The sequence below is a fragment of the Bacteroides sp. MSSM.1001136sp1_RTP21357st2_D2_RTP21359_211015 genome, from assembly GCF_040913205.1.
GTDB classification, from domain to species: Bacteria; Bacteroidota; Bacteroidia; order Bacteroidales; family Bacteroidaceae; genus Bacteroides; species Bacteroides ovatus.
The window spans coordinates 75,666-101,642 of the sequence record NZ_JBDFVF010000009.1 but is presented as its reverse complement, the minus strand read 5'-3'; the positions used below and the strand labels follow the sequence as shown (position 1 = coordinate 101,642).

Here is a 25,977-nt window from a genome sequence, read left to right as displayed (position 1 = left end):
AAAATGAAAAACATAATAAAGTTAGCGTATGTCGTACTCTGTACATTAGTCGTTTCATGCAGTAGTTTCCTAGATGAGAAACCGCAATCGGATTTTATGCAGGAAGGTACCGGAACGGAAGATCAGGAGTCTAAATATGGAAGTCTGGCAGATGCACAGGCCGAGTTGCAGGGTGCGTATGAGAGTTTTAAAGCAGATATATTCCAGTCGGAAAATTATACTATTGGAGATGTGCAGTCCGATAATTGTTATATCGGCGGAGATGGTGTGGCCGAACAGGAGTTTGATTTGTTGAAACTGACCTCTACCAATTATAAAGTAGAACTGGTCTGGTCACAGTATTATTCGATGGCGGGCACTGCAACCAGTGTGATTGAAAATACGAAGATGATGGATCCTACTTCTACCGTAGCAGAAGAACGTAATCGTGTTATTGCAGAAGCCAAGTTCTTGCGGGCATGGGCGTATTTTGATATTGTCCGTTTATGGGGTGATGCCCCGATGGTGCTGGATTTGATTCCGACCATTACAGCCGAAAACCTCGATAAATGGTATCCGGTGATGTATCCGGAACGTTCTGCCACAGATAAAATATATGACCAGATCCTGGACGACCTGAATGAAGAAAATACCATTCGTTACCTGGTAAGCAAGAATAAAGGAATTTTCCAGGCAACCAAGGGAGCAGCCTATGCTTTACGTGCCAAAGTGTTAGCAACGAGAGGGGAGAAATCAACACGCGACTATACCAAAGTGGTTGAGGCTTGTGACAAAGTAATAGCAGAAGGCTATACGCTGGTCAGCAATTTTGACGAGTTGTGGCAACCCGATAAGAAATTTTCTTCAGAAAGCATCTTTGAAGTCTATTACACCTCCGATGCACCCAACTGGGCTTACTGGGTATTGCTGAAAGAAGATGACGGATCAGTAACCTGGCGACGTTATTGTACACCTACTCATGATCTGGTTGCTAAATTTGACAAAGAGAAAGATACCCGTTATGCATCCAGTATTCTTTGGAAATCAGTGCCTTATGATACCTATTGGCCGGCAGACAGTTACCCGTTGTCTTATAAGATTCGCGAGAAGACTTCCAATATCATTTTGATGCGGTTGGCAGATATACTGCTGTTGAAAGCCGAAGCACTGGTAGAGTTGGACCGCACCCCGGAAGCCATCCGGATTGTAAACAGCATTAGAGAGCGTGCCGGTTTTGCTCCTTCTTCTTTAGATGAAAATATGGGGCAGGCCAGAGGACGCCTGGCGGTAGAGAACGAACGCCAATTAGAGTTGTATATGGAAGGTCAGCGCTGGTTCGACCTGGTACGCAATAATCGTTTGCTGGAAGTGATGCAGAAGCATAAAGACAAAGACGGCAGATTGCTGTTTGCAGGTTTGCAGGCTTTTCGGCAGTTGTGGCCGATTCCTCAAGGAGAGAAAGATAAGAACACCAATCTGACTCAAAATGAAGGCTATTAATGAAAAGAGGAACGTAAAACTTTAAAAGAAAAAATGATGAAACACAATAATCTGTTTTTATGGCTGCTGGGGCTGACTGTTTGTTGGCTGGCTTCATGCAGCGAAGAAGATGGCCGGGTGACGTATCCATATTCGTGTCCCGAAATATCGGAACTGCAATTCTCAACTACCGATCAGACACCTGCTGCCGATTCTCTTTATTTTTCTGTGAAGATTCACGATCCGCAGACTCCTTTGTCTACGCTGGAAGTGAAATTGATGACAGGTGAAACTTTGGTCAGTTCGCAGTCGATCCGTACGAAAGGCACTGATGTCTCGATTGTTGAAAAAGGGATTTATATCCCGTTTGAAGCCGGACTTGAAGAGAATCAGGAAGCGAAGGTGATTCTGACAGCCATTAATGTGGAAGGTAGTGAAGTCACTCAAACATTTGATTTCCATATCACCCGTCCGCAGATTCCCGAAGTGCTTTATCTTCACTATAACGGTGAGGTGGTAGAAATGAACCGGAGTGAGGACAATCCTTACCTGTACCTCACGGAAGTTTCCGATTCGGAAGAGGGTTATCCGATGGAACTATCCGGAAAGATCTCTACCGCAGCATCATTGGACGATGCAAAACTGATTTGGGGAGCTGCCGAAGCAAGCAATACGGCAGTCCTTATTGAAGCGTCGGGCCCTAGCTTTGCTTTTGATTACCGGGATTGGTTTGTCGAACAAATCACTTTCAATGTGATGACTTTTGAACTGGGAGTAGTCGGCTACCAAAAGAACCTGAAAATTAAAGAAACCGAGTTGATAGCCAGTGAGGGATTTTTCCGTGCACAGATTAGCTTTACGCAGGGGGAAGAGTTCGAAATGAGTGGATTTGAAGATGTGGAACACGCTTACAATCGCGACTTCTTTAGCTATAATCCGGATAATGGCAAGTTTACCTTCTTGCGCAAATCAGGAACCTGGGAGATCTATTATTCTTCTAAGTATAATTATATCTGGGTGGCACGGATGGGTGATACGGCTCCCACTTGCTTCTGGCTGGTAGGACACGGATTTACATGCGCACCCGTCTGGAATGAAGCATATAATAGTGGAGGCTGGAATTTGGAAGACATATCACAGTTAGGATATATTGTGCCAATCGGTGAACAGAAATACCAGACCACCGTGTATTTGAGTAACACTCATGAATGGGAATCCTTCGAAATTGAAATTTACAGCGATTTGCAATGGAATAAAGATAAAGGCATGCTACTGCAAGAGGGTTCATTGTCCGGCGATACGGATGGAATTGAACTATCTGGTTCCAATGGAATAACGAGTGGCGACGGTTTCGTTCCCGGCTATTATCGTCTGACTTTCGACGCCTCGCAGGGAGTAGGCAAAGAAACTTTGCACATCGAACGATTGAGTGATTAATACCTAAAAGAATGATATATAGAAAAACAGGAAAGCCTATGAGAAATATGCTATATATAATATGGGGAAGTCTGTGCCTCCTGCTGGTCATTTCCGGTTGTAAATCGACTGACGGGGCGAAAGCCCCCGTGTCATTGACTTGGAAGATGGGAGCTGTGGAAGTACAGCCCGGTTACTATGAGAATTCATTTGTCCTGAAGAACATCTCAGATGTTCCTTTAGGAAAGGATTGGATCATCTATTATTCGCAGCTGCCTCGTGAGATTCTGCAGGAAGAGTCTGCTCCGGTCAAAGTGGAAGTGGTGAATGCGAACTTCTTCCGGATGTATCCGGCAGAAAATTTTCAACCACTGGCTCCGGGAGATTCGTTGACCGTCAAATTCTGTTGTACCAACGGATTGAAAAAAATGTCACATGCTCCCGAAGGCACTTACTGGGTGAGTCAGTCAGGCAGTAAGCAAGGTATCCCCTTGCCTGTCGGACTGACCATACAGCCGCTGAAAGGAATGGAGACAGAAGACTGGTATCCCGCACCTGATAAGATATATGCTTCGAATTTGGCGTTGGAGACTACAGCCCAGTTGCAGCAAACTGATATTTTTCCGTCAGTGAAAGAAGCGGTGCCGGCTACCGGCAAAGAGGGTTTTGCTATAGAAAATAAAGTAAAACTGACTTTCCATCCCGATTTTGCCAACGAAGCTGAATTACTGAAAGAAAAGCTGGCAACCATCCATGGCCTGGAAGTTGTATCCGAAGCACCGGTAACAGTTCATCTGGATTATTTGCCGGAACGGGAAACAGCAGTGAACGGCGAATATTATCGGATTGATACGGGAAACGGGCTGATAAATATTTCAGCTTCCACTTCACATGGCATATTCAATGGGACGCAAACCTTGCTCTCCCTGTTGAAAGGTCAGGAAAAGCCGTTTCGTTTGGAAGCTCTCTCCATCCGCGATTATCCCGACTTGCCGTATCGCGGGCAAATGCTCGATATTGCCAGGAACTTTACGACTGTTGAACATCTGAAAAAGCTGGTAGATGTAATATCTTCTTATAAACTGAACGTACTGCATTTCCATTTTTCGGATGATGAAGGCTGGCGTCTGGAGATTCCCGGCTTGGAAGAATTGACCTCGGTTGGCGCACGCCGGGGACATACCACGGATGAACTGGAATGTTTATATCCGGGCTACGATGGCAACTATGATCCGTCTGCAGCTACCTCCGGCAACGGATATTACACCCGTGAAGAATTTATCGATTTATTGCGTTATGCAGCTCAAAGACATGTGCGTGTGATTCCGGAGATTGAGTCTCCGGGACATGCCCGTGCGGCAATCGTGTCCATGAAAGCGCGCTATCATAAGTATGTGAATACTGCCCCTGAAAAGGCCAACGAATATTTATTAAGTGACGCACAAGACACTTCCCGTTATGTTTCCGCGCAGTCTTATACGGATAATGTCATGAATGTAGCATTGCCTTCTACATACCGGTTTATGGAAAAAGTGATTCGTGAGTTGATAGCCATGTATGAGGAAGCGGAGGTACCTTTGACTACGATTCATTTAGGTGGCGATGAAGTACCCGAAGGAGCCTGGATGGGTTCTCCTGTCTGCCGGACGTTTATGGATGAAAACGGGATGACAAGTGCCCACGAACTGTCTGAATACTATATTACGAAGATGGCAGACTATCTGCAACAATATCATTTGCAATTCAGCGGCTGGCAGGAAGTAGCGTTGGGACATCCGGAAACAACCGATCGTCATTTGAACCAACTTGCAGCAGGAGTGTATTGCTGGAATACGGTTCCTGAATGGGAAGCGGATGAAATACCTTACCAGATAGCCAACAAAGGATATCCGGTGATTCTCTGCAACGTGAACAATTTCTATCTGGATTTGGCCTATGACGCTCATCCCGACGAAAGAGGTCTCTCGTGGGCGGGATATGTTGACGAGTCCAAAGGCTTCTCCATGCTTCCATATAGCATTTATCGTTCTTCGCGTACCGATATGGCAGGCAATCCGGTCGATCCGGACATCGCGGGAAAGGGAAAAACGACTTTGACCGCTTTCGGAAAGGAATATATCCAGGGAGTGCAGGCACAATTATTTGCTGAAACCATCCGTGATTTTGAATGGGTGGAATATTACACCTTCCCTAAAATTCTCGGATTGGTGGAACGCGGTTGGAATGCTTTTCCCGCCTGGAGCACTTTAGCAGGAGAGAAAGAACGTCAGGCTTTCAATAAAGAACTGGGCCTGTTCTACTCCAAAGTGAGTGAGAAAGAAATGCCTCACTGGGCGTCCCGAAGTATCAATTTCCGTTTACCTCATCCCGGACTTTGCATCAAAGAAGGGCAACTCCACGCCAGTACTCCTATCCGGGGAGGCGAAATACGCTATACGACCGATGGTACGGAACCGACCCTTCATTCGGAACTTTGGAAAGCTCCCGTAGCCTGTGATGCTTCCGTTGTGAAAGCGAAACTGTTTTATTTAAATAAAGAGAGTGTGACAAGCACTCTCAAAGTAGATTAATCCACAAAAGTAGATAAGTTATGAATTATGATAAGATAAAAAGAACCGGAATATTATTCTTGTTGGGAATAGGTGCGATCACATCGTTGTCGTGCAATGATAATGATAACGGGAACTACCCGGAGCGAGTGCCCACCCGTCTGTCGGTGATGCCTTTGCCGGAAAGAGTCGATTATAAAGAATCGGTTGTCTCTCTTTCGCAGAATGTGACTGTCAGCCAGAACATTCCGGCTTCCACGTCGCAACTGTTGAAATCCACCCTGGAAGAGAAACTTTCTCTTTCCGTCAGTGATGCCTCCAACGATCGTGCCTTTATCCGTGTGAAACAGGAATCGGATTTGGCAAAAGAGGCTTACCGGCTCACCGTTACCAAAGAGGGAGCCTGCGTTTATTATTCAACGGAAACCGGACTTCTCTGGGGAATCCAGACATTGAGACAAGCGCTCGAACAAGCAAATTTCTTCACTTCCGGAAGTGCTAAATATCTTCCGATGGTCGATATAAAAGATGCTCCCAAATATGATTGGCGCGGATTTCATATCGATGTAGTCCGCCACATGTTTACGGTTGATTATCTGAAAAAGGTGATAGACTGTTTGTCTTTCTACAAGATAAACAAGCTTCACTTGCATCTGACGGACGATCAGGGTTGGCGCATTGAAGTGAAAAAATATCCGTTGCTGACGCAGGAAGGCAGCTGGCGCGACTTTGACGAATATGACAAGAGATGCGTAGAACTTTCCCAACAGGATTATAACTATGAGATAGATCCCCGTTTCGTGAGAAACGGTTCTCAATATGGTGGTCATTATACGCAGGAAGAGATGAAAGGTTTGGTAAGTTATGCGTTGGAAAGAGGGATCGATATTGTACCCGAAATTGACATGCCAGGTCATTTCTCGGCGGCTATCAAAGTCTATCCCGAGTTGTCGTGCACGGGAGAAGCCGGATGGGGAGAAGAATTCTCTTATCCTATCTGTCCCTCGCGTCCGGAGAACTATCAGTTCGTGCAGTCCATCATTGATGAGATGGTCGAGATTTTCCCTTCGGAATATTTCCATATCGGAGCAGATGAAGTGGAGAAAGATAACTGGGAACAGTGTGAAGTTTGTCAGCGATTGATGCAGCAGGAAGGTTATCAGAAAGTGGATGAACTGCAAAACCGTTTTGTGAAGATTATGACGAACTATGTGAAGGGTAAAGGCAAGAAAGTGATGGGATGGGACGATGCTTTTCTTGAAAAAGAGCCACAGGATTTGATTTATACTTATTGGCGTGACTGGCTGCCCGATCAGCCGGGAAAGATTACCCAGAAAGGTTATCCGATTATATTCATGGAATGGTCCCGTTTCTATTTGAGTGCAACGCCTTCAGACGAAGGATTAAGCTCTTTGTATAACTTCGAGTTCGAACCCCAGTTTCCCGGCATCGTGAAGCAAAATGTATTAGGCTTCCAGGCTTGTGTCTGGACGGAGATGATTCCTAATGAACGGAAGTTTGGCCAGCACGTGTTTCCCTCTCTTCAAGCATTTTCGGAGTTGGCGTGGGGAAGTAGCCGTAACTGGATTGATTTTACCAATCGCCTGAAATGGCATGTTAAATGGTTGAATGCGAATGGATTCTATTTCACCAAACCGGGATTTCTTTAATCCCGGTACACTAAGAACAATATGAAATCAGAACGTTTACTTTCATTAGATATACTCCGGGGAATCACCATTGTCGGAATGATTTTGGTGAACAACCCCGGAACATGGGAATCCATTTACGCACCCTTGCGACATGCCGAATGGAACGGACTGACTCCGACTGATTTGGTCTTCCCGTTCTTCATGTTTATAATGGGCGTTTCCATGAGTTTTGCCTTATCCCGGTTCGATCATCATTTCAGTCGCGGTTTTATCATCAAACTGGTACGGCGCACGGTGATCTTGTTTTTGTTGGGACTTTTTCTTTCCTGGTTCTCGTTGGTGTGCACAGGAGTAGAACAACCTTTCTCGCACATACGTATTCTGGGAGTGTTGCAGCGGTTGGCATTGGCTTATTTCTTTGGTTCCTTGCTGATTGTGGGTGTCCGGCGTCCGGCAAATCTGGCATGGATCTCCGGGATCATTCTGGCAGGTTATTCCATCTTGCTGGCTTTGGGACACGGATTTGAACTTTCCGAACAGAATATTGTTGCCGTTACAGATCGCACACTATTCGGAGAAGCCCATTTGTATCGGGAGTGGTTGCCGGATGGCGGGCGTATCTTTTTCGACCCGGAAGGCCTGTTGAGTACCTTGCCGTGCATTGCGCAAGTGATTATCGGTTATTTCTGCGGAAATATTTTGCGGGAGAAGACTGAAATCCATCACCGGCTGTTGCAGATCTCCATACTGGGTATTGCTCTTTTGTTTGCAGGATGGTTGTTGAGTTACGGCTGTCCGTTGAATAAGAAAGTATGGAGTCCGACTTTTGTGCTGGTGACTTGTGGTTTTGCTTCCTTGTTGCTTGTGTTTCTCACCTGGCTGATTGATATTCGTAAAAAGCAGAAATGGGGATATCCTTTCCATGTTTTTGGTACGAATCCATTGTTTATTTATATAGTGGCCGGTGTGTTAGCTACTTTGCTGGAGGTAATTACAGTTGGGGAGAGTAGCTTGCAGGAGAAGATTTACACTTCCATTTGGAGCGTTCTTCCCGATGCTCATCTGGCCTCTCTGATTTACGGCCTTCTGTTTATCGGATTCAATTATCTGATTGTATGGGGGCTGTACAAAAAGCAACTATTTATAAAGATATAGAAGGTAAGTGACTAGTTAGAAAAAGGTAGAGTTTATGCCGGATAGCTACGGCAGTTTGTTTTCGTAGCCGGATGGCATAAACTCTATTGATTATCAGTTCAATAAATATACAGGTAAACAGTCTTCCTATTTTTCTTTCTCCGACGGCGTGTGTGTTGTCCGCCAGAACGTATTTTTCACCTCCCTTGCCACCTCTTTCCAGCTTGGTATACTTTTTAGTGAGCGTCGAGCCGGGAAATCGTAGAGCAATAACAATAGGAAGAGGAAAATGCAGGCATAAGCCACCCAGCCGTAAATCTGCTTGATGCTTATCTCCATCATCTGACTGATAAACTCTTCCATATAGTGACCCAGATTGAACGGACTACTGCTGAAAGCTACATGATCGATGGCTGAACCGTAACGGGCCAGATTGTCGGGAACATAATACGCCAATCCCTGTGCATAGACTGCGGCTCCCACTACGCCGCCTACTACCATGTGCAGCATATTGAACACACTTAATCCCTGGAAGAAATGCTGGAAAGTCATGATTTCCTCCAGACACACCATAAAAGTAGCACTCAATACGGCATAAGCGAAGCCCCGACATACGGTCGGCAGGTAAAGCTGTGAAATATGGATGTCGGTGGATAAAGTCAGGTAGAAACCGATCAGGTAACCGATCAACCCGATAAAGCCGACAATGACCAGGCGTACATAATTATACTGCTTGACGTGCATCCACCAATACGAAAACACACAACCGCATACGATACCGACAATGGCAAGCCAATCGAGTTGGGAACTGACCAGTTCTTCATATTTCATTACTTCCTCGTAAAAGACTTCCTCCAGCACGTGCTCCGTGGCGAGGAACGCTTCCACTAAAGTGACTAATCCCAATAAAGGCAAAAAATGGCGGTACGTCCACATCTTTGGTTCGAGAAATGGGTGTCGAATGGTCATCATGCGCCAAATACAAATTCCTAAAGTGATGAAAATCACGATGGTAAGTTGGCGGATGACCGGGCTGTTCCACCAGTCGTACCAGTCTCCGTAGTTGAAGAGGAAGGCGATTTCCGCTAATAAGGCAGCCCATAGTATCCCCCCCAGCCAGTCGATACCAAACAGAGGAAATTTGCGCATGAACCGGAAATGCTTCACACAAGTGAACTGTATCAATAAGACAATCAGCATCAGACCGGCAACGAACAGGTTCATGTATGTCCAGTGATAATGATACATCAAACGGGTCGTAATCAGGTCGGATAGCTGGATGCTTCCCAAAATAACAATATGAAGCCAGGGAAAGAAAACGGTGAAATCCCGTTTAGGAGTCATCCACAGCTGAATGTTTGACATACACTCGAAAGTTCCCTGTATTTTGCACATACCTTCGATGAAGCAGACCAACCACAATAGAGGGAGAAAGGTGATATGCGGTGCTATCAGGTTGCAGAGTAATACTCCCAGTGCGGCCGATGTAAGCAGGGTCTTATTGGTAAAACGGAACTTCATGCGGAACAGTAACGGAAAGTAGATCGCCATACCGGCCAGGTTGGCGTACATGCACATTAAAATATCCTCCCGCATCAGTGACATGCTGCCGATCATCTGATTCAATGCACCCAAATAGACACCTCCCGAAAGTTGGAAGGTGACGGCTATGAAAAGATAAATCCACGGTTGCATCTTCCGCGGCACGAAACTGCGGAACATCGGCAAAACAAAAGGACCGTTCAGAACAGGAGCACTCATAAGAATTGAAAATTAAGAATTGAAAATTAAAAAATTAAAGCGATTGAGAATTGGAGTGTTAATATTTCACTTCACATTCCACGTTAAAACCGGCACGCATGCGTTTCAAATCTTCTGGTTTGTTTCCTTTCAGACTGATACGTACGGGAATACGTTGCTCCACTTTCACGAAGTTTCCGGTGGCGTTGTCTTGCGGAATCATTGAGAAGGCGGCTCCTGTTGCATCGGAGATGGATTCTACTACTCCTTTGAATGTGACGTTCGGCACGGCGTCTGCGGTTATTTCCACTTCTGCACCTTCTTTGATATTCGGAAGCTGGGTTTCGCGGTAATTGGCGATTACCCACAAATCACTGCTGTCTACGATATCAACCATAGTCTGTCCCGGTTGCACCAGTTGCCCTTCCAGGATTTCTTTCTTTCCTGTCGTGCCGTCACACGGAGCAATGATGACTGTATAAGAGAGATTCAGACGGGCAAGTTCCAACGCAGCTTCTGCCAGGCGGACACCTGCTTCATTCTGTCCCAGGCGATGAGTCTGCTCACTTTTCACTAAAGAAGTAGACATTTTAGCCCGTGACACCTGTTCATAACGGGCTTTGGCAGCTTCGTATGCTGTATGTACGTTGTCATATTGCTGTTTCGTCACTGCGTCTTCCTGCAACAGTTTCTCAAAACGGTTCAGTTCACGTTTGGCATTTTCCATCTGTACACGTACTTCTTCAATACTTGCGTCGCTCACACTTAAATTGTTTTGCGTAGTGGCGATACCGATGGTAGTGGCCTGGCGTCCTGCGGTGGCATTCGCCAAATCTGCTTCTGCCTGTGCCACACGGAGACGGAATTCCGCATCTTCGATGATAAGAAGCGTGTCGCCTTTGCGCACTTGCTGATACTCGTCAAAGTAGATTTTCTTGATGAATCCCGGTACACGGGTATTGATCGGCGTGATATGTTGTTTCACCTGTGCATTATCCGTATATTCGATATTTCCCAAGTGGATAAACCGGGAACAAACATAAGTGACACCACCGATAAGTAAACAGATAATTACAATGTTGTATATTATCTTCTGGGTTTTTCTAGCTATCATAATCTGTTCTATTTTAAGAGAGATGAGAATTTGATTCTGTTATAAGTTGGATTCTTTTTGATAAGTCATTACTTCTCTGTCAGAGAGTGTGTGTGATATATTTCATTTTATAATAACTGTATATCAAGTTAATACGTGCATTGACCAGACCGAGGTCGGCACTTAGTTTCATATTGCTGGCATCGAGCATATCGGTGAGCAGGGCAAGGTCGTTTTTATAACGGTTGCTGGTTACGTTATAGTTCTGGTCGGCAAGTTCCACGCTTTTCTCCTGTGTACGCAGGTCTGTGAAAGAGGTGAGAAAGTTGACGTAGTTCGCTTGTACACCGTTTTCTATTTGTTCCTGTGCCAGTGAATATTCCTCCTGTGCTCTGCGGACGTTTAGTTTTGCCTGGCGCACTTTCTTGTTGTTTTTAAATAAAGAAGAAAGATTGTATTTGATACCGACCCCCACATACCAGTAATTGAAGTTATTGTCGAGCACCGGGACTTCGATGGTGATAGGACCATCTAAATGTTCACCGGCCACAAGTGCAATTTTCGGAAGCAGTTCCGAGCGTTCCAATTTCACTTTCTGCTCGTTCATTTTCATAGCCAGCTGGGCTTGTTGCAGTCCTACATTGCTTTGACTGGCCATCATTTGCCAGTCGTTTTCGGCTAATGCTGTCACTTCCTCGTTCAGCAAGGTAGAATCGGGAACGATTTCTGTTCCGGCAGGCAGATGTAAGGTAGTCACCAGTTGATGATTCATTATTTTGCGGGCATCCTGCACCTTTGCCAGTTGCAGTTTCAGCGTCTCTTTCTGTAGCTCATAGCGGGTGATGTCATTTTTTAAGGCCGTTCCCTGTGTGCGGCGTGATTCCATGTTGCGGATCACCTGTTCCGTCAAATCCAGATTCTTCTGTAACACTTGCAGCTGGTTATTCAACTTGTATAAATCCAGGTAATAGCCGGTCAGGAGAAAGCGGATTTCCTGACGGTTCTTCTGCCAGTCCAATGCAGCCATTTGCTGACTGAGTTCAGCCAGAGTAATACTGCTGTTGATGGCTCCTCCGGCGTAAATCACTTGTTGCGCTTCCAACGCAAAGTTATTGCCGAAGTGTGGCATAGGGATATTCTGCCCGTTTTTGAAGTCACGGTCCCATATATATCCGTCGCCCAGGTAACTAAATGAGAGTGAGGCACCTATGTCCGGCAAACGTTGTGACTTGGCAGCCTTCAAAGCTTCATCGGCTGCTTCCTTTCCGGTTTTATACGTTTGAATACTCTGACTGTTCTCGTCTGCCAGACGGAACATTTCGTCAATGCCCAACACTCTCCTGTCAAGCGTCTGGGCAAACAGTCCCTGACTGCATAGCACGGCACATAGCGGCACTATGAGCCATCTTTTTTTGCTCATAAAGTGAAAAGAAATTTAATTAATAGTAGAATTTTGAATTTTCTTCACCACGGAATAATACAGAGTAACACAGAGTTTTTTCTTTTGAAATATGTCAGTTGACACAAGTTAATGAAGATTATTTGAACGCTGTGTCCTCTGGCGTTCTCTGTAGTGAAAATAGGAGGGTTATCAAATCTGCGCTGCTACACCCCAACCGTGAAAGTCATGCATTTTGTTCTTGTAACGAATGGCGATTTGATAATATCTTAGTTTCATTTTGATACCTATTTTTCTATTTTTGGTTTGCAAAATTATGAAAAAAAACAAGTAAGTTGTAACCCTATATAGGCTCAAATATAATGTTTTTTAACGAATGGCAGCTAGCATATCAAATAGGAGAAAGAATAGAAAGAAGCACAACCACTCCTGAAGTAAAGATGCGATATAATATGTACCGTAAGGTGAAGCTTGCTTCGCGGTGAATGCGGTAGCTATCGGGGTGGCAGCAGCTATCTCCGTGAAATTCCGCCAACCTGAAACTGGGACGCTGACCGGATGCATCGGTATGTTGTGCCTGTCCGTCTGTGTGATGATTGCCTTGTATAACGGATGCGGCTTCTGGACCTATGAACTGCTGATGTTCGCATTACTTTTCACAATGGGACTGACCTTTACTTCCTCCACCACCTTGGCGATGGATAGCGAACGCCGTTACGCCGGAGCAGCTTCCGCCCTGCTGGGAGCACTCTGTTTTGCTTCCGGAGGTATTGTTTCTCCGTTGGTCGGCTTGGGAAATATCCTTGTATCTACCGGAGTTACATTTGTGGTCTGCGCCATCTGTTCCCTGCTTTGTGCACTATGGGCGATGAGGAAAGTACCGATGAAAGTAGCAATGTGCCGGATTTTCCGTTAAAGTGAGATTGTTTCAAAAATAAAAGTCATGGGGAAGTTAAAGCTTAAACTCCCTCATGACTTTTATAATTTACTACCAGTATAATTATAATTACTACCAGTATAAACAGACCGAAATAAAACTAGAGTTTTATCTCTTCCGTGAATATCTCCCCGAAACGATTCTTAACCACCACCTTGACAGATTTTGCATCTTTAGAAGGCTGTGCACGGAAAAGATGACGTGTGCGATAACCCGTTTTCTTTCCCTTTACCATATTGATATAATCCTGATCCTCATCGTCAAAAGCCTGCATAGCACCTTTCAACACTCCATCCTCGTACCAGTTTACCGTATACGTCCAGTCCCAATCCCAGATATTGGCTACCACATAGTCTTTCTGGCTTTCAAACTCTCCCGGTTGGTAAAGCCGGAACTGATAGTCCGGCGAACACCCTGTTGCCTTGTAACGCCATTTCACATCATCACCTTTCACTTGTACCACCAGATAACCGTTTGGTGCTCCGCAACGATTCACGTGTCCTGCCCACCATGCGCCGCAGGCCGCTCCGATATTATGTTCGTAAATGGTAGGAGCGGGCAACTGATTTTCATAAAAGTGCGTGTGTCCGGAGAAAATATGTACTTGGTAAGGCCTCAACAGTTGGAAAAGCGCATTGGCGTTGCGCGCATTTCCCCCCGCAGCTACCGTGTTATTAGCTACTGGAGCGTGAACGTTCAGGAACACGATATTTCCTTTAGGCACATAACTTAAATCTTTTCTCAACCAGTCCAAATCTTCCAGCGTGAAGCGTTCCGTGTATTTCTTGTTGCCGTCGTAATCAATATCCTTCATTGCTATCACATGAACTTTACCGATATTGAATGAATAGTTGGCCGGGCCGAATGACTGATAATAATTCTGTTCCCCATAACCGTCCGCCGGATGATCCGTCTGCGTTATAGATTTGTAGAGCAGGTTGAAGTCGTGGTTTCCCATCAGTTGGAACATCGTCATTCCCAAGTTGGACACCGCTTGCCGGTAAGGAGCGTACAGATTCATGGCATCCCACACCAGATCCCCCAGTCCCATGCCGACGATTTCGAAGTTCTTTAGTGAGTCGGCAGTCTGTTTCAGGTCGGGCACTGTTTCCGTGCGGAAGCGGTCCAGTTGCTTTTCGTTTCTCACTTGCGGGTCGGAAAGGACGATGTAGACAAATTCATCCACCGGCTTCTGCCGTTTAGTCAATACGAAGTCACATTGGTTTTCGCTTTTCCCGGCATCCAGATATTGATAGAAACCATCGGCTATCCCCTCTTTGGAAGGAAGCTCATACGTTGCCGGAGTAGAGATGTAAACCATTGGATAACGTGTCGGATCAGTGTTCAGAACATAATTTCCTTCTGCATCAGTCGTATTGAAATGTGCCCCGTCTGTCACCACTACACCGCTGATGGGTTTACCTGTATTATCTTTCACACTACCTTTCACCACCGTCTGACCAAAGGCGGCAATAGCGTTCAGCTGGAAAAGCAAAACCGCTGCAAACAGCGTTTTTCTAAAATTGATCTTTTTCATTGCTTATAACTTTCTTAAAGTAACCTGATTGAATAATGCGATAATTTCTTCCGGTTCATCTGCCGACTTGAGAGCCTCCTCAAAAGACTTGCTGTTATCATCGAAACACATCACATTGGCGCAATCTAGAATATGACCCATGTTGAATGTAGCAACTTCCCGGCTCACCTCTTCTTTCTTCAATGCCTTCTTATAATATTTATTCACCTTATTGACCGCCTTGTAAATAGAAGGCTTCAAAATTTCGACCGAAGAATCCGTAAATCCGATTGTTACATCATACTCGTGCGTATAATTCTGGATGAAAGTATTCCATTTTCCGGTAATGTCACTCCCCAGATAATGTTCCGCTTCAAACACTGGTTTGGTAGTCGGGATTTCTCCATACACGTCGAATATAAACGCCGCTTTCGGCTTTTTGCCTACGGGAGTAGCTTCTTTTTCGTTTTTGGAAACATGGTCTTTTCCGGAGATATTCTCGTTCATGGCGAGCTCTCCTTTTTGCGCTGTTGCTGCCATCGTTATAACTAACACAACAGCCATACTGATTATTCTTTTCATATTCATTGAATTTTAAAGATTGATTGAAATGATAATTATTGCCGCAATCTTGGTGACCGATACATTCATTTATTGTTGCCACATCAGTCGGATATGGAAGTCATCGCCTCCCATGTTCGCTTTAGCCGCCTGATAATTTTTCAGGTTAGTACGCTGCAGAGCAGATGGATATTTAAAGCGTTTCGGCATTTTGTTATTAGCATTTGCGATGCCGGGCCCCACAGGTAACACAGGAAAACCGGTACGGTTATATTCAAACCACTGCTGATAATCGCAGAAGAACAGTGCGACAAACTTCTGGTTCATGATTCGTTCCAGCGTATCATCATAAGCAGCTTCCGGATTTTCAAAATAATGGTCAGGCATTTTCTGTCCCCACTGTTCGATAGCCGCCTGCACTCCCTTCTGATAAGCCTCTTTGGCAGCGCTACTTCCTCCGTCGATCACTCCTTTTTTCAGTAATTCCGCTTTGATGAATTCCACTTCGGCATAAGGCATCATGGCAAGTTTCATAGGTGCCTTCGCCATTTCCTGATTCAGTCCCGAAGCAGTGATTGAAGGCAACGTCTGATAACCGCTGGGCAAACCCACATAATCTTTAGTCTGGTCGGGGAGAGTGACCTGTGTTGCATACATCTGCAGACGGGGATCGTTCCAACCTTTCAGCAGATTAACAAAGAACTCTGAAATCTGAACATAAGAAGTGAAATCCTGTGGACGGGTGAGCGGAGCTTCCTCCGGATAAGTTCCGCTGATGGCAAGCAGGGCAGCATCATCGTTCGATTCGAATACCGGATAAGTGGCGGGATCGGTCAGCATGGTACGCAGCTCCTGTTTCGCGTTGAATTCCGGCACGTCGATCACCCGGAGCAGTGCACGCAGACGGAGCGAGTTGCAGAACTTCTTCCATTTCAAAATACCGGTTGCATCCCCTTTGGACGTCTTGTACAACATTTCGCCCGATTGGTTGTAGATCAACCCGTTAGCTTTGTCGAACAACTCGTTAGCTGTTTTCAGATTGTCGATAATCTGTTGGTACACCTGCTGCTGGGTGTCGAACTTCGGTGCAAGTATTCCCTCGTCGGCGGAGCAGGCTTCGCTCATCGGAATATCACCGAAGGCATCCGTCAGAATCTGGTATAACCAACATTGCAAAGTCAGCGATATAGCATCGTAGTTGGGTTGTTTGGAGGCTTCCGGCAATTTTCCGGTGAGGCGCATCATCTCTTTGGCGTTGTTGATCCATCTATAATAAGTAGTCCATGTGCCGTCTCCTTCGCTGTCCGTCATATACCACCATCCCACACCGTTGGTGCTGCTGGTAGATACGGCACATTGCATCAGGTCGTAGGTATAGCTGTTGTAGCGTTTCCAGTTGTAGACCGATGTTTCGTATAAAATCGGGTTGAGCAGAGTGCCGGGATTCACCTCATCCATGCGGGTGGGGTCTGTATTGAGTTCGTCGAAGCTGGTGCAGGAAGTCGTGCAGAGAGCTCCGCACAAAGTCATTCCCCATACTATATTTTTGAAAAGTTTATTGGTTTTCATAAGTCAGTGTTTAAAAAGATACGTTAATATTCAGTCCGAAAGTACGTGCCGTAGGCAGTGAGCCCGTCTCCACACCGGTCACCATCGAACTTCCGTTGAGGGCGGCAGATTCGGGGTCGAACAGAGGATAGTCAGTGATACAGAACAGGTTGCGTGCGTAGAGTGCCACCGATGCTTTGCTGAACGGTGTTTTCTTCAGTGTGCTGTTCGGCAACTTGTACTCCAGTCTCATTTCGCGCAACTTGAGGAATGAAGTGTCGAACGTGTTAGTTTCCACATTGGCCATCCGGTAATATTCCTTATAATAACTTTCCACGGTCACCACTTTGGTGTTTGGCGAGTAAGTTCCGTCATCGTTCTTCACTGTTCCCGGAGCAATCATGTACATCCCGTCTTGTGGTGAAAGTCCGGCGGCAGCGATGCGCGGGTCGTCTTTCGACATATAAAATTCCGTTCCCGGCAGACGTCCGTTCAGGGTATGTTGCAGTTTTCCCTGTTCCGTCATTTTGTGGTGCGAGTGCGAGTACATTTTACCTCCCACCTGTCCGTCGAGCAGGACGCTAAGCGTGAAGTTCTTGTAAGAAAATTCATTGTACAGTCCGGCTTTCCATTTCGGATAGGCCGTGCCGACGTATTCGATCTCTCCCGAACGTTCGGGCAATCCGTTGTCGTTGATGACCACATTTCCTTCCGGGTCGCGTACCAGTTTATATCCCCAGAGATCGCCCGTAGTTCCACCCACACGTCCGATGATAGACACACTACCGATACTGCTGATTAACTGGTTCTCATCCGCCCCTTCCGCCAGTGAGAGAATCCGGTTCTCGTTCTTAGACCAGGTGAAAGTAGCATTCCATCGGAAATCCCTGCTGACTACCGGAGTAACGTCCAACTGGATTTCGTAACCGCGGTTGCGGACGCATCCCGAATTGATGGTAGCTTTGCTGTAACCTGTGGTCGGGTCCATCGGAGCATCCAGAATCTGGTTTTTGGTGCGGTTATAATAGAATGTGAAATCGAGTCCGATGCGGTTGTGAAACATACGGAAGTCGAATCCCGTTTCGTAATTGGTCGAAATCTCCGGTTTGAAATCCTGATTATAGAGCGTAGAAGATACGATGACCGATCCGGGGAAATCGCTCGTGCCATAATAGGGCGATGTCTTGTAAGGGTCTGTGTCATTGCCCACCTGTGCCAGCGAACCTCTCACTTTCAACAGACTGATCTGTTCCGGCAACGTGAACCACTCGTTCATCACTGCACTGACGCTGACCGACGGATAGAAGAAAGAACGGTTACTTTTCGGCAGGGTAGACGACCAGTCATTGCGCCCGGTGACATCGAGAAACAGTTTATCCTTATACGAGAAATTGGCCGTGAAATAAAGACTGTTCAGCGCTTTCTTTTTGATAACCGTCTGCACGTTCGGGTTGGAAACACCGTTTGCCAGTTTGTATACTCCCGGCGTAATCAATCCTACCACCGAGGCAGCCAACATATCGTAGCTTTGTTGCATCATGTTTCCACCTGCCGAAGCGTTGACACGCAATCCGTTGGCGAATGAATCATGGTAAGTAAATAAAGCATCGCTGTTTAATTCATAATCGAACACATTCTGTTTCTTGAAAAACCCGTTTCCGAAAACCACGTCACTGATAGGACGATGCTGTTCGCGTTGGTCGGCTGACAACTGGATACCGGACCGGATCATGAAATCGAATTTACTGTTGATGCGCAGATTGGCAGAAATGGATGATACATTACTGTGTTTCTCCGAAGGATTTTCAGATTCGTATAGAATGACATACGGGTTTCCGATAAAGGAACTGTACGGTTGGAGCTGTTTCACATTTTCCTGTCCGGTACGCCACATCGGACGCAACCAGTCGAGGTTGACATTCGGATTCTGGAAGATAAGGAAGTAGGAGATAGAGTTACTGTTATATCCCAGTGCAGGCGTGTTGTTGAGCTTGCGGTACGTATAACTCGACTTGAAATTAATGCGCAGTGCCCTCGAAATCTGCTGTTGGGCGGAAACCATGGCGGTGATACGCTGGAAACCTGTATTGGGGAGAATCCATTCGTTCTTAGTGTGGGTGATGGACGCCCGTACGCTGCCCCGGTCGGATTTTCCGGTCAAGGCTACCGAGTTGGTCAGGGTGTATCCTGTCTGGAACAAATCTTTGCGGTTGTTTTTGTACGCTACCCAAGGGGTGGCAACAGAAGCGCGTCCCTGCGTTACGGGGTCATATTGGTAGAACAACCTGTTGGCGTCGAAACGTGCTCCGTAGGCGCTACTGGTTCCGCTAGTGCTTGCGTAACTGCCGTCTTCCGCTTTCCCGTAAGAGTAATAGGGCTGGCCTTCGTAGATAGAACCTGCCGGACCGATATTGCTCGGCAATCCCTGTCCGAATTCATACTGGTAATCGGGCCATCTCATCACATCGTCAATACTGAAGTTACCGCTGTAAGACACACCGATACCTTTGGGTGCACCCGCTCCCGATTTGGTAGTCACCATAATCACGCCATTGGCTGCACGCGTACCGTACAAGGCTGTCGCACTGGCCCCTTTTAATACTTGGATGCTTTCGATATCATCCGGATTGATGTCGGAGAATCCGTTACCATAGTCCACGGAAAGTTCGCTGTTTGAACCTGCACCGTAGGCAACACCCGGATTGGTCATCGGACTACTCATCGGTACACCGTCCACTACCACCAATGCGTCGTTTCCGTTCTGGTTCAGCGAGACGTCCCCCCGCAGCGAGATACGGCTCGAATTAAGCGGACCACCGGAAGAGATAACACTCAATCCGGCTACCTTGCCGTTCAGTGCCGTCGACCAGTTGGTGGGCAGGGCACTCGTAATCATATCCCCTTTCACGGTTTCCGTGGCATATCCCAATCCTTTTTCTTCACGTTTGATCCCCAGGGCAGTCACCACCACATCATTCAGTTGTTGCGACTCTTCCGCCAGTTTTACGTTCATCGTATTGCCTGCATAGTTCTTCTGTAGCGTTTTATATCCCACATAACTGAATACAAGCAAATCCTTTTGAGTCAATGTTTTCTTAGTCTTCAGGGAGTAGTTTCCGTCGATGTCGGTCACCGTGCCGTCTGTCGAGTTTTTCACAGCTACGGTAGCCCCGATTAACGGTTCCCCGCCTTCACTTGTGATTTTTCCTTTCACTGTTGTCTGTGCGTATGCAGAGCCACAGCACAAGAGCCCAATCGACAGAGAAAGCAGCCATTTGTTTCTTTTCATAATCTTTTACCTTGCTTCTTTTAATTTATTAAATGAAATAAAGTTATTCACACCCGTGTTTTTGTTTCACGGTGCAAAGGAATGCAAGGCAGATTAAGATAGTATTACAGATCTGTTAACAATCTGTGTTGTGCGATAAATACAAATTAATAAAATAAATGGAGGCACGGATTACACGGTTTTAGTTAATAAAAGAACCGCGTAATCCGTGCCTAATAATCTAATAATAAAAGATTATTTTACTTGATTAGATAGAATACTTACTCTGATACTCTTTCGGCGACATTCCCTCGTGCCGTTTGAAGTACCTTCCTAAATACGACTGATCGGGAAAACCAAGTCGGTCGGCTATTTCCTGAATCGTCAGTCCGGTGGATTGAAGCAACACTTTTATCTCCAGGATGGCAAAGTCGTCGATAATCTTTTTGGCAGCCTCGCCCGTCACGCTTTTGCAAATACCTGTCAGGTATTTGGTGGAGATACACAGTTTGCTGGCGTAGAAAGTCACTTCCCGTTGTGAGATACAGTTTTCATGTACCAGTGCGATGAAATTCTTAAAGATTTCATCCTGCCGGCTTCCTCCTTCGATTTCCTGTCGGTCGAAGTAGCGGTAACACTTATCATAAATATCCAGCATAAACGACTGGAGATGATTTTTGGCGATCTGGTTGCGGAAACGGTTTTCACGATCGTTGTATATAGCTGTTGTGGCACGCATTAACCCGTTGATTGCTCCTGTGCTTTCATCCTTGAGTGTATAGCACGGTTTTTCTTTGATGAACCGGAAGAAGATCGGCTCGAAACGGAGGCAGGCTTCGCGAAACATTTCTTTGGGAAATCCGAAGAAAGAAGCTGTGAAATCGCTGCTGTTGCCATTGATGCGGATAATCGTTCCCGGCAAGAGCACGATTTGAGTGTTTTCTACTATTTCATAGTCTTTCAGGTCGATTGTGACGTGTGCCCATCCGCTTCTGCAAAAATAGATGGCACCCCCTTCCAGTTTCCACAGGCGTTGCATAATTGGAGACAGGTTTTCGTCCATTCCGGCAACGAACGGTTCATGAAGTATGGCTAGGCTAGAGTTTTTTGATTCCATTGTTGTTCTTATTTTGGGTACAAAAATAGGACTTTTTCACTAAATATCGGTTTTAATGTTCCTAAAATGAACAAAACTGAAGATACTAAGTCCAGTTTCCTATGAAGAAAACAGTCTACCTTTGCCGCGTTCAAAAATAGTTAAATAGGTAACAGAAAATGAGTAAAAAGGTATGTAAAGTGAAGCAAGGGCTATTGTTGCTCTGCTGTATGGTAGCTGCTACGGGCTGTAAACAAGCTCCTCCGGCACAAATGGAAACAGAATACGAAGTGATGACCGTTTCTCCGGCCGACCGGATGATTTCAAGCGCCTACTCGGCGACCATCCGCGGACGTCAGGATATTGATATTTACCCCCAGGTAAGTGGTACGCTGACTAAAGTCTGTGTAACGGAAGGGCAGCGTGTAAAGAACGGACAGACATTGTTCATCATCGACCAAGTGCCGTATGAAGCTGCTTTGCAGACGGCAGTGGCAAACGTTGAATCGGCCAAGGCCTCTCTGGCTACAGCGCAACTGACGTATGACAGTAAAGAGGAACTGTATAAAGAGAACGTAATTTCCTCTTTCGATTTGAGTACGGCAAAAAACTCCCTGTTGGCTGCCAAAGCACAGTTGGCACAGGCCAAGGCGCAGGAAGTGAGTGCCCGCAATAATCTTTCTTATACGGTTGTGAAAAGTCCGGCCGACGGAGTGGTAGGCACGTTGCCTTACCGTGTAGGAGCTTTGGTTAGTTCCGCTCTTGCCCAGCCGTTGACTACCGTTTCCGACAATTCGGATATGTACGTCTACTTCTCCATGACGGAAAACCAATTACTGGGACTGATCCGCCAATACGGTTCTAAAGAGGAAGCATTGAAAAATATGCCTGCCATCGACCTGCAACTGAACGATAAGTCAGCCTACTCCGAACGGGGACAGATTGAATCTATCAGCGGAGTGATCGACCGTTCGACGGGTACGGTCAGCCTGCGTGCAGTTTTCCCGAACAAGGAAGGATTGCTGCATAGCGGTGGTGCGGGTAATGTGATTGTTCCTGTTCAAAAAACAGCTGCGCTGACCATTCCACAGGCTGCCACTTTCGAAATACAAGATAAGAGATATGTCTATAAGGTAGTGGACGGCAAGGCTCAATCCAGCCAGGTACAAGTGACCCGTGTCAATGGCGGTCGGGAATTTATTGTAGATGAAGGATTGGCACCGGGAGATGTGATCGTGGCAGAAGGAGTAGGTTTGCTTCGTGAAGGTACTCCGGTCAAGGCAAAGGCTGCTCAAACTCCAGTGGCAGGAGTGACAAATGCTAATCAATCCTCATCAACAGAGACAACAACGAAGTCTCCGGCAACTACTACTGAAAATTAAACCAAGGAGGAATCATTCATGAATTTAAGAACCTTTATAGAACGCCCCGTATTATCGGCAGTCATCTCTATCACGATTGTCGTAGTGGGTATCATCGGGCTGTTCAGCTTGCCCGTTGAGCAGTATCCCGATATTGCTCCGCCTACCATTATGGTGAGTACCACCTATTATGGCGCCAGTGCGGAAACATTGCAGAAGAGTGTTATTGCGCCTTTGGAAGAGGCGATCAACGGAGTGGAAGACATGACCTACATGACTTCCTCCGCCACCAATTCCGGTTCGGTGAGCATCACCGTCTATTTTAAGCAGGGCACAGACCCCGATATGGCGGCTGTCAACGTGCAGAACCGTGTATCACGTGCTACGGGACAACTTCCGGCGGAGGTAACCCAGGTCGGTGTGACCACTTCCAAGCGTCAGACGAGTATTCTGCAGATGTTCTCATTGTATAGTCCGGACGACAGTTACGACGAGAACTTCCTGTCCAACTATATCAGCATCAACCTGAAACCGCAGATTCTTCGTATCTCCGGTGTGGGCGACCTGATGATTATGGGCGGTGAATATAGTATGCGTGTATGGATGAAACCGGACGTGATGGCACAGTACAAACTGATTCCGTCCGATATCACCGGTGTGCTTGCCGAGCAGAATATCGAATCGGCTACCGGTTCGTTCGGTGAAAATTCCGATGAGACTTATCAGTATACGATGAAGTACACCGGACGTCTCATTACTCCCGAAGAATTCGGGGATATCGTCATCCGTTCCACCGACAATGGCGAAGTCTTGAAACTGAAAGACGTTGCCGATATCCAACTGGGACAGGACAGCTACGCTTACCACGGTGGTATGGACGGTCATCCGGGTGTATCCTGTATGGTGTTCCAGACGGCAGGTTCCAATGCGACCGAAGTAAACCAGAATATCGACAAACTCCTCGAAGAGGCAAGTAAAGACCTTCCGAAAGGCGTGGAACTGACGCAGATGATGAGCTCCAACGACTTCCTGTTCGCTTCCATTCATGAGGTGGTGAAAACGTTGATCGAGGCTATCATCCTGGTTATCCTTGTGGTGTACGTCTTCTTGCAGGACTTCCGTTCTACATTGATTCCGCTGGTCGGAATTGTGGTTTCCCTGGTGGGTACGTTTGCTTTCATGGCGATAGCCGGATTCAGTATCAACCTGCTGACCCTGTTTGCGCTAGTGCTCGTTATCGGTACGGTGGTGGATGATGCCATTATTGTCGTCGAGGCGGTGCAGGCGCGGTTCGATGTGGGCTACAGGTCGTCATATATGGCAAGTATCGACGCTATGAAAGGTATCAGTAATGCCGTTATCACCTCTTCGCTGGTGTTTATGGCGGTGTTCATTCCGGTGTCCTTCATGGGCGGCACTTCCGGTACGTTCTATACCCAGTTCGGTTTGACGATGGCGGTTGCGGTAGGTATCTCCGCTATTAACGCGTTGACTTTGAGTCCGGCTTTGTGTGCATTGCTGCTGAAACCTTATATTAATGAAGACGGAACGCAGAAGAACAACTTTGCGGCACGCTTCCGTAAGGCTTTCAATTCGGCTTTCGATATGATGGTGGATAAATATAAGACGATTGTATTGTTCTTTATCAAGCGCAGATGGTTGACATGGTCGTTGCTGGCTTGTTCCGTGGTATTGCTTGTGTTACTGATGAATAACACGAAGACCAGTCTGGTACCCGACGAGGATCAGGGTGTTATTTTCGTCAATGTGAGTACAGCGGCAGGCAGTTCGCTGACAACGACGGATAAGGTGATGGAACGTATCGAAAAACGCCTGATAGAAATACCTCAACTGAAACACGTGCAGAAAGTGGCCGGTTACGGATTGTTGGCAGGACAGGGTAGTTCGTTCGGTATGTTGATTCTCAAACTGAAACCGTGGGACGAACGTCCGGGTGATGAGGACAATGTGCAGTCGGTGATCGGTCAGGTATATGCGCGTACGGCTGATATCAAGGATGCCAGTGTGTTCGCCATCTCTCCGGGTATGATTCCGGGTTACGGTATGGGTAATGCGCTCGAACTCCACATGCAGGATAAGATGGGCGGTGATATGAACGAGTTCTTCACCACCACCCAGCAATACTTGGGAGCTTTGAACCAGCGGCCTGAAATATCGATGGCTTATTCGACGTTCGACGTTCGCTATCCGCAGTGGACGGTAGAGGTGGATGCGGCTAAATGTAAGCGTGCAGGTATCACGCCCGACGCTGTGTTGAGTACGCTGTCCGGTTATTACGGTGGGCAGTATGTGTCCAATTTCAACCGTTTCTCTAAAGTGTACCGTGTCATGATTCAGGCCGATCCGGTGTTCCGTTTGGACGAAACTTCCCTCGATAATGCTTTTGTGCGTATGTCGAATGGAGAGATGGCGCCATTGAGCCAGTTCGTTACGCTGACCCGTAGCTACGGTGCGGAATCGTTGAGCCGTTTCAATATGTATAACTCCATTGCGGTAAATGCGATGCCGGCCGACGGATATAGTACGGGAGACGCCATCAAGGCTGTGCAGGAAACTGCCGAACAGTCTCTTCCGAAAGGCTATGGCTATGATTACGGAGGTATCACCCGTGAGGAAAACCAGCAGAGCGGTACGACGATCATTATTTTCGGTATCTGCTTCCTGATGATTTACCTTATTTTGAGTGCGCTTTATGAGAGCTTCATTATTCCGTTCGCTGTGCTTTTGAGTGTGCCTTGCGGATTGATGGGTAGCTTCCTTTTCGCCTGGATGTTCGGACTGGAGAATAATATTTATCTGCAAACAGGTTTGATTATGTTGATCGGTCTGCTGGCGAAGACGGCTATTTTGCTGACGGAATATGCTGCCGAACGTCGTAAAGCAGGTATGGGGCTGATTGCTTCTGCGGTCAGTGCGGCTAAAGCCCGTCTGCGTCCGATTCTGATGACGGCATTGACGATGATTTTCGGTCTGTTCCCGTTGATGATGTCAAGTGGAGTGGGAGCCAACGGTAACCGTTCATTGGGTACGGGTGTAGTAGGTGGTATGACCATCGGTACGTTGGCGTTGCTCTTCATCGTGCCTACTTTGTTTATTGCTTTCCAGTGGTTGCAGGAACGTTTGCGTCCCGTGCAGAGCGTCCCGACGCATGACTGGCAGATTGAAGAAGAAATCAAAGTGAGCGAGGAAGAAAAATCTAAAGCTGGAAAAGAATAATTGATGATTAAA

The 25,977-nt window shown here is 46.5% G+C and carries 15 protein-coding genes and 1 pseudogene; 8 read left to right on the top strand and 8 right to left on the bottom strand.

The window, feature by feature from the left end:
* Positions 1–3 precede the first annotated feature (3 nt).
* Genes AB5217_RS08230 through AB5217_RS08210 form a run of 5 tightly spaced genes read left to right on the top strand, consistent with a single transcriptional unit; the run spans position 4 to position 8,230 of the window.
* On the top strand, positions 4–1,479 hold the full coding sequence (locus tag AB5217_RS08230; RefSeq protein ID WP_004297680.1) for a RagB/SusD family nutrient uptake outer membrane protein: 1,476 nt from the start codon (positions 4–6) through the stop codon (positions 1,477–1,479).
* Between the two features lie 33 nt (positions 1,480–1,512).
* Positions 1,513–2,895, top strand: coding sequence for a DUF5016 domain-containing protein (locus AB5217_RS08225; protein WP_004310091.1), 1,383 nt, complete (start codon positions 1,513–1,515; stop codon positions 2,893–2,895).
* Positions 2,896–2,933: 38 nt separating this feature from the next.
* Positions 2,934–5,444, top strand: coding sequence for a family 20 glycosylhydrolase (locus AB5217_RS08220; RefSeq protein WP_032844940.1), 2,511 nt, complete (start codon positions 2,934–2,936; stop codon positions 5,442–5,444).
* A 20-nt stretch (positions 5,445–5,464) separates the two neighbouring features.
* Complete coding sequence (locus AB5217_RS08215; protein ID WP_032844941.1) at positions 5,465–7,093, top strand: beta-N-acetylhexosaminidase; 1,629 nt, start codon at positions 5,465–5,467, stop codon at positions 7,091–7,093.
* Between the two features lie 21 nt (positions 7,094–7,114).
* Positions 7,115–8,230: an acyltransferase family protein gene (locus tag AB5217_RS08210; RefSeq protein ID WP_032844942.1), complete on the top strand. Its 1,116-nt coding sequence runs from the start codon at positions 7,115–7,117 to the stop codon at positions 8,228–8,230.
* Positions 8,231–8,356: 126 nt separating this feature from the next.
* Here AB5217_RS08210 and AB5217_RS08205 read toward each other — a convergent pair whose 3' ends face one another.
* The 3 genes from AB5217_RS08205 to AB5217_RS08195 form a co-directional block, all read right to left on the bottom strand.
* Positions 8,357–9,970 carry a hypothetical protein gene (locus AB5217_RS08205; RefSeq protein WP_032844944.1) on the bottom strand — a complete coding sequence of 538 codons (1,614 nt, stop codon included), beginning with the start codon at positions 9,968–9,970 and terminating at the stop codon, positions 8,357–8,359.
* Between the two features lie 58 nt (positions 9,971–10,028).
* A complete protein-coding gene (locus AB5217_RS08200; RefSeq protein ID WP_004321762.1) occupies positions 10,029–11,063 on the bottom strand; it encodes an HlyD family secretion protein in 1,035 nt (344 codons plus the stop codon).
* A gap of 79 nt (positions 11,064–11,142) precedes the next feature.
* Positions 11,143–12,462 carry a TolC family protein gene (locus AB5217_RS08195; RefSeq protein WP_032844945.1) on the bottom strand — a complete coding sequence of 440 codons (1,320 nt, stop codon included), beginning with the start codon at positions 12,460–12,462 and terminating at the stop codon, positions 11,143–11,145.
* A gap of 451 nt (positions 12,463–12,913) precedes the next feature.
* On the opposite strand from AB5217_RS08195, the pseudogene AB5217_RS08190 reads away from it, so the two are divergent.
* Positions 12,914–13,357, top strand: a pseudogene (locus AB5217_RS08190) (Bcr/CflA family drug resistance efflux transporter); the annotation flags it as partial.
* 121 nt (positions 13,358–13,478) lie between these two features.
* On the opposite strand, the gene AB5217_RS08185 reads toward AB5217_RS08190, so the two are convergent.
* From AB5217_RS08185 to AB5217_RS08165, 5 genes are all read right to left on the bottom strand, one after another.
* The gene (locus AB5217_RS08185; protein ID WP_368112579.1) at positions 13,479–14,915 is read right to left on the bottom strand and encodes a calcineurin-like phosphoesterase C-terminal domain-containing protein; all 1,437 of its coding nucleotides are present in this window, start codon (positions 14,913–14,915) and stop codon (positions 13,479–13,481) included.
* A gap of 3 nt (positions 14,916–14,918) precedes the next feature.
* On the bottom strand, positions 14,919–15,476 hold the full coding sequence (locus tag AB5217_RS08180; protein WP_004321758.1) for a hypothetical protein: 558 nt from the start codon (positions 15,474–15,476) through the stop codon (positions 14,919–14,921).
* 69 nt (positions 15,477–15,545) lie between these two features.
* Positions 15,546–17,024: a SusD/RagB family nutrient-binding outer membrane lipoprotein gene (locus tag AB5217_RS08175; RefSeq protein ID WP_080706973.1), complete on the bottom strand. Its 1,479-nt coding sequence runs from the start codon at positions 17,022–17,024 to the stop codon at positions 15,546–15,548.
* A gap of 10 nt (positions 17,025–17,034) precedes the next feature.
* Entirely contained in the window at positions 17,035–20,292 is a 3,258-nt protein-coding gene (locus AB5217_RS08170) for a SusC/RagA family TonB-linked outer membrane protein (RefSeq protein ID WP_032849570.1), read from the bottom strand.
* Positions 20,293–20,539: 247 nt separating this feature from the next.
* A complete protein-coding gene (locus AB5217_RS08165) occupies positions 20,540–21,388 on the bottom strand; it encodes a helix-turn-helix domain-containing protein (RefSeq protein ID WP_004296739.1) in 849 nt (282 codons plus the stop codon).
* Positions 21,389–21,546: 158 nt separating this feature from the next.
* Between AB5217_RS08165 and AB5217_RS08160 the strand changes: the two genes are divergently transcribed.
* Both AB5217_RS08160 and AB5217_RS08155 read left to right on the top strand, forming a co-directional pair.
* On the top strand, positions 21,547–22,749 hold the full coding sequence (locus AB5217_RS08160) for an efflux RND transporter periplasmic adaptor subunit (protein ID WP_004296740.1): 1,203 nt from the start codon (positions 21,547–21,549) through the stop codon (positions 22,747–22,749).
* A gap of 18 nt (positions 22,750–22,767) precedes the next feature.
* The gene (locus AB5217_RS08155) at positions 22,768–25,965 is read left to right on the top strand and encodes an efflux RND transporter permease subunit (RefSeq protein WP_004296741.1); all 3,198 of its coding nucleotides are present in this window, start codon (positions 22,768–22,770) and stop codon (positions 25,963–25,965) included.
* Positions 25,966–25,977: the final 12 nt, after the last annotated feature.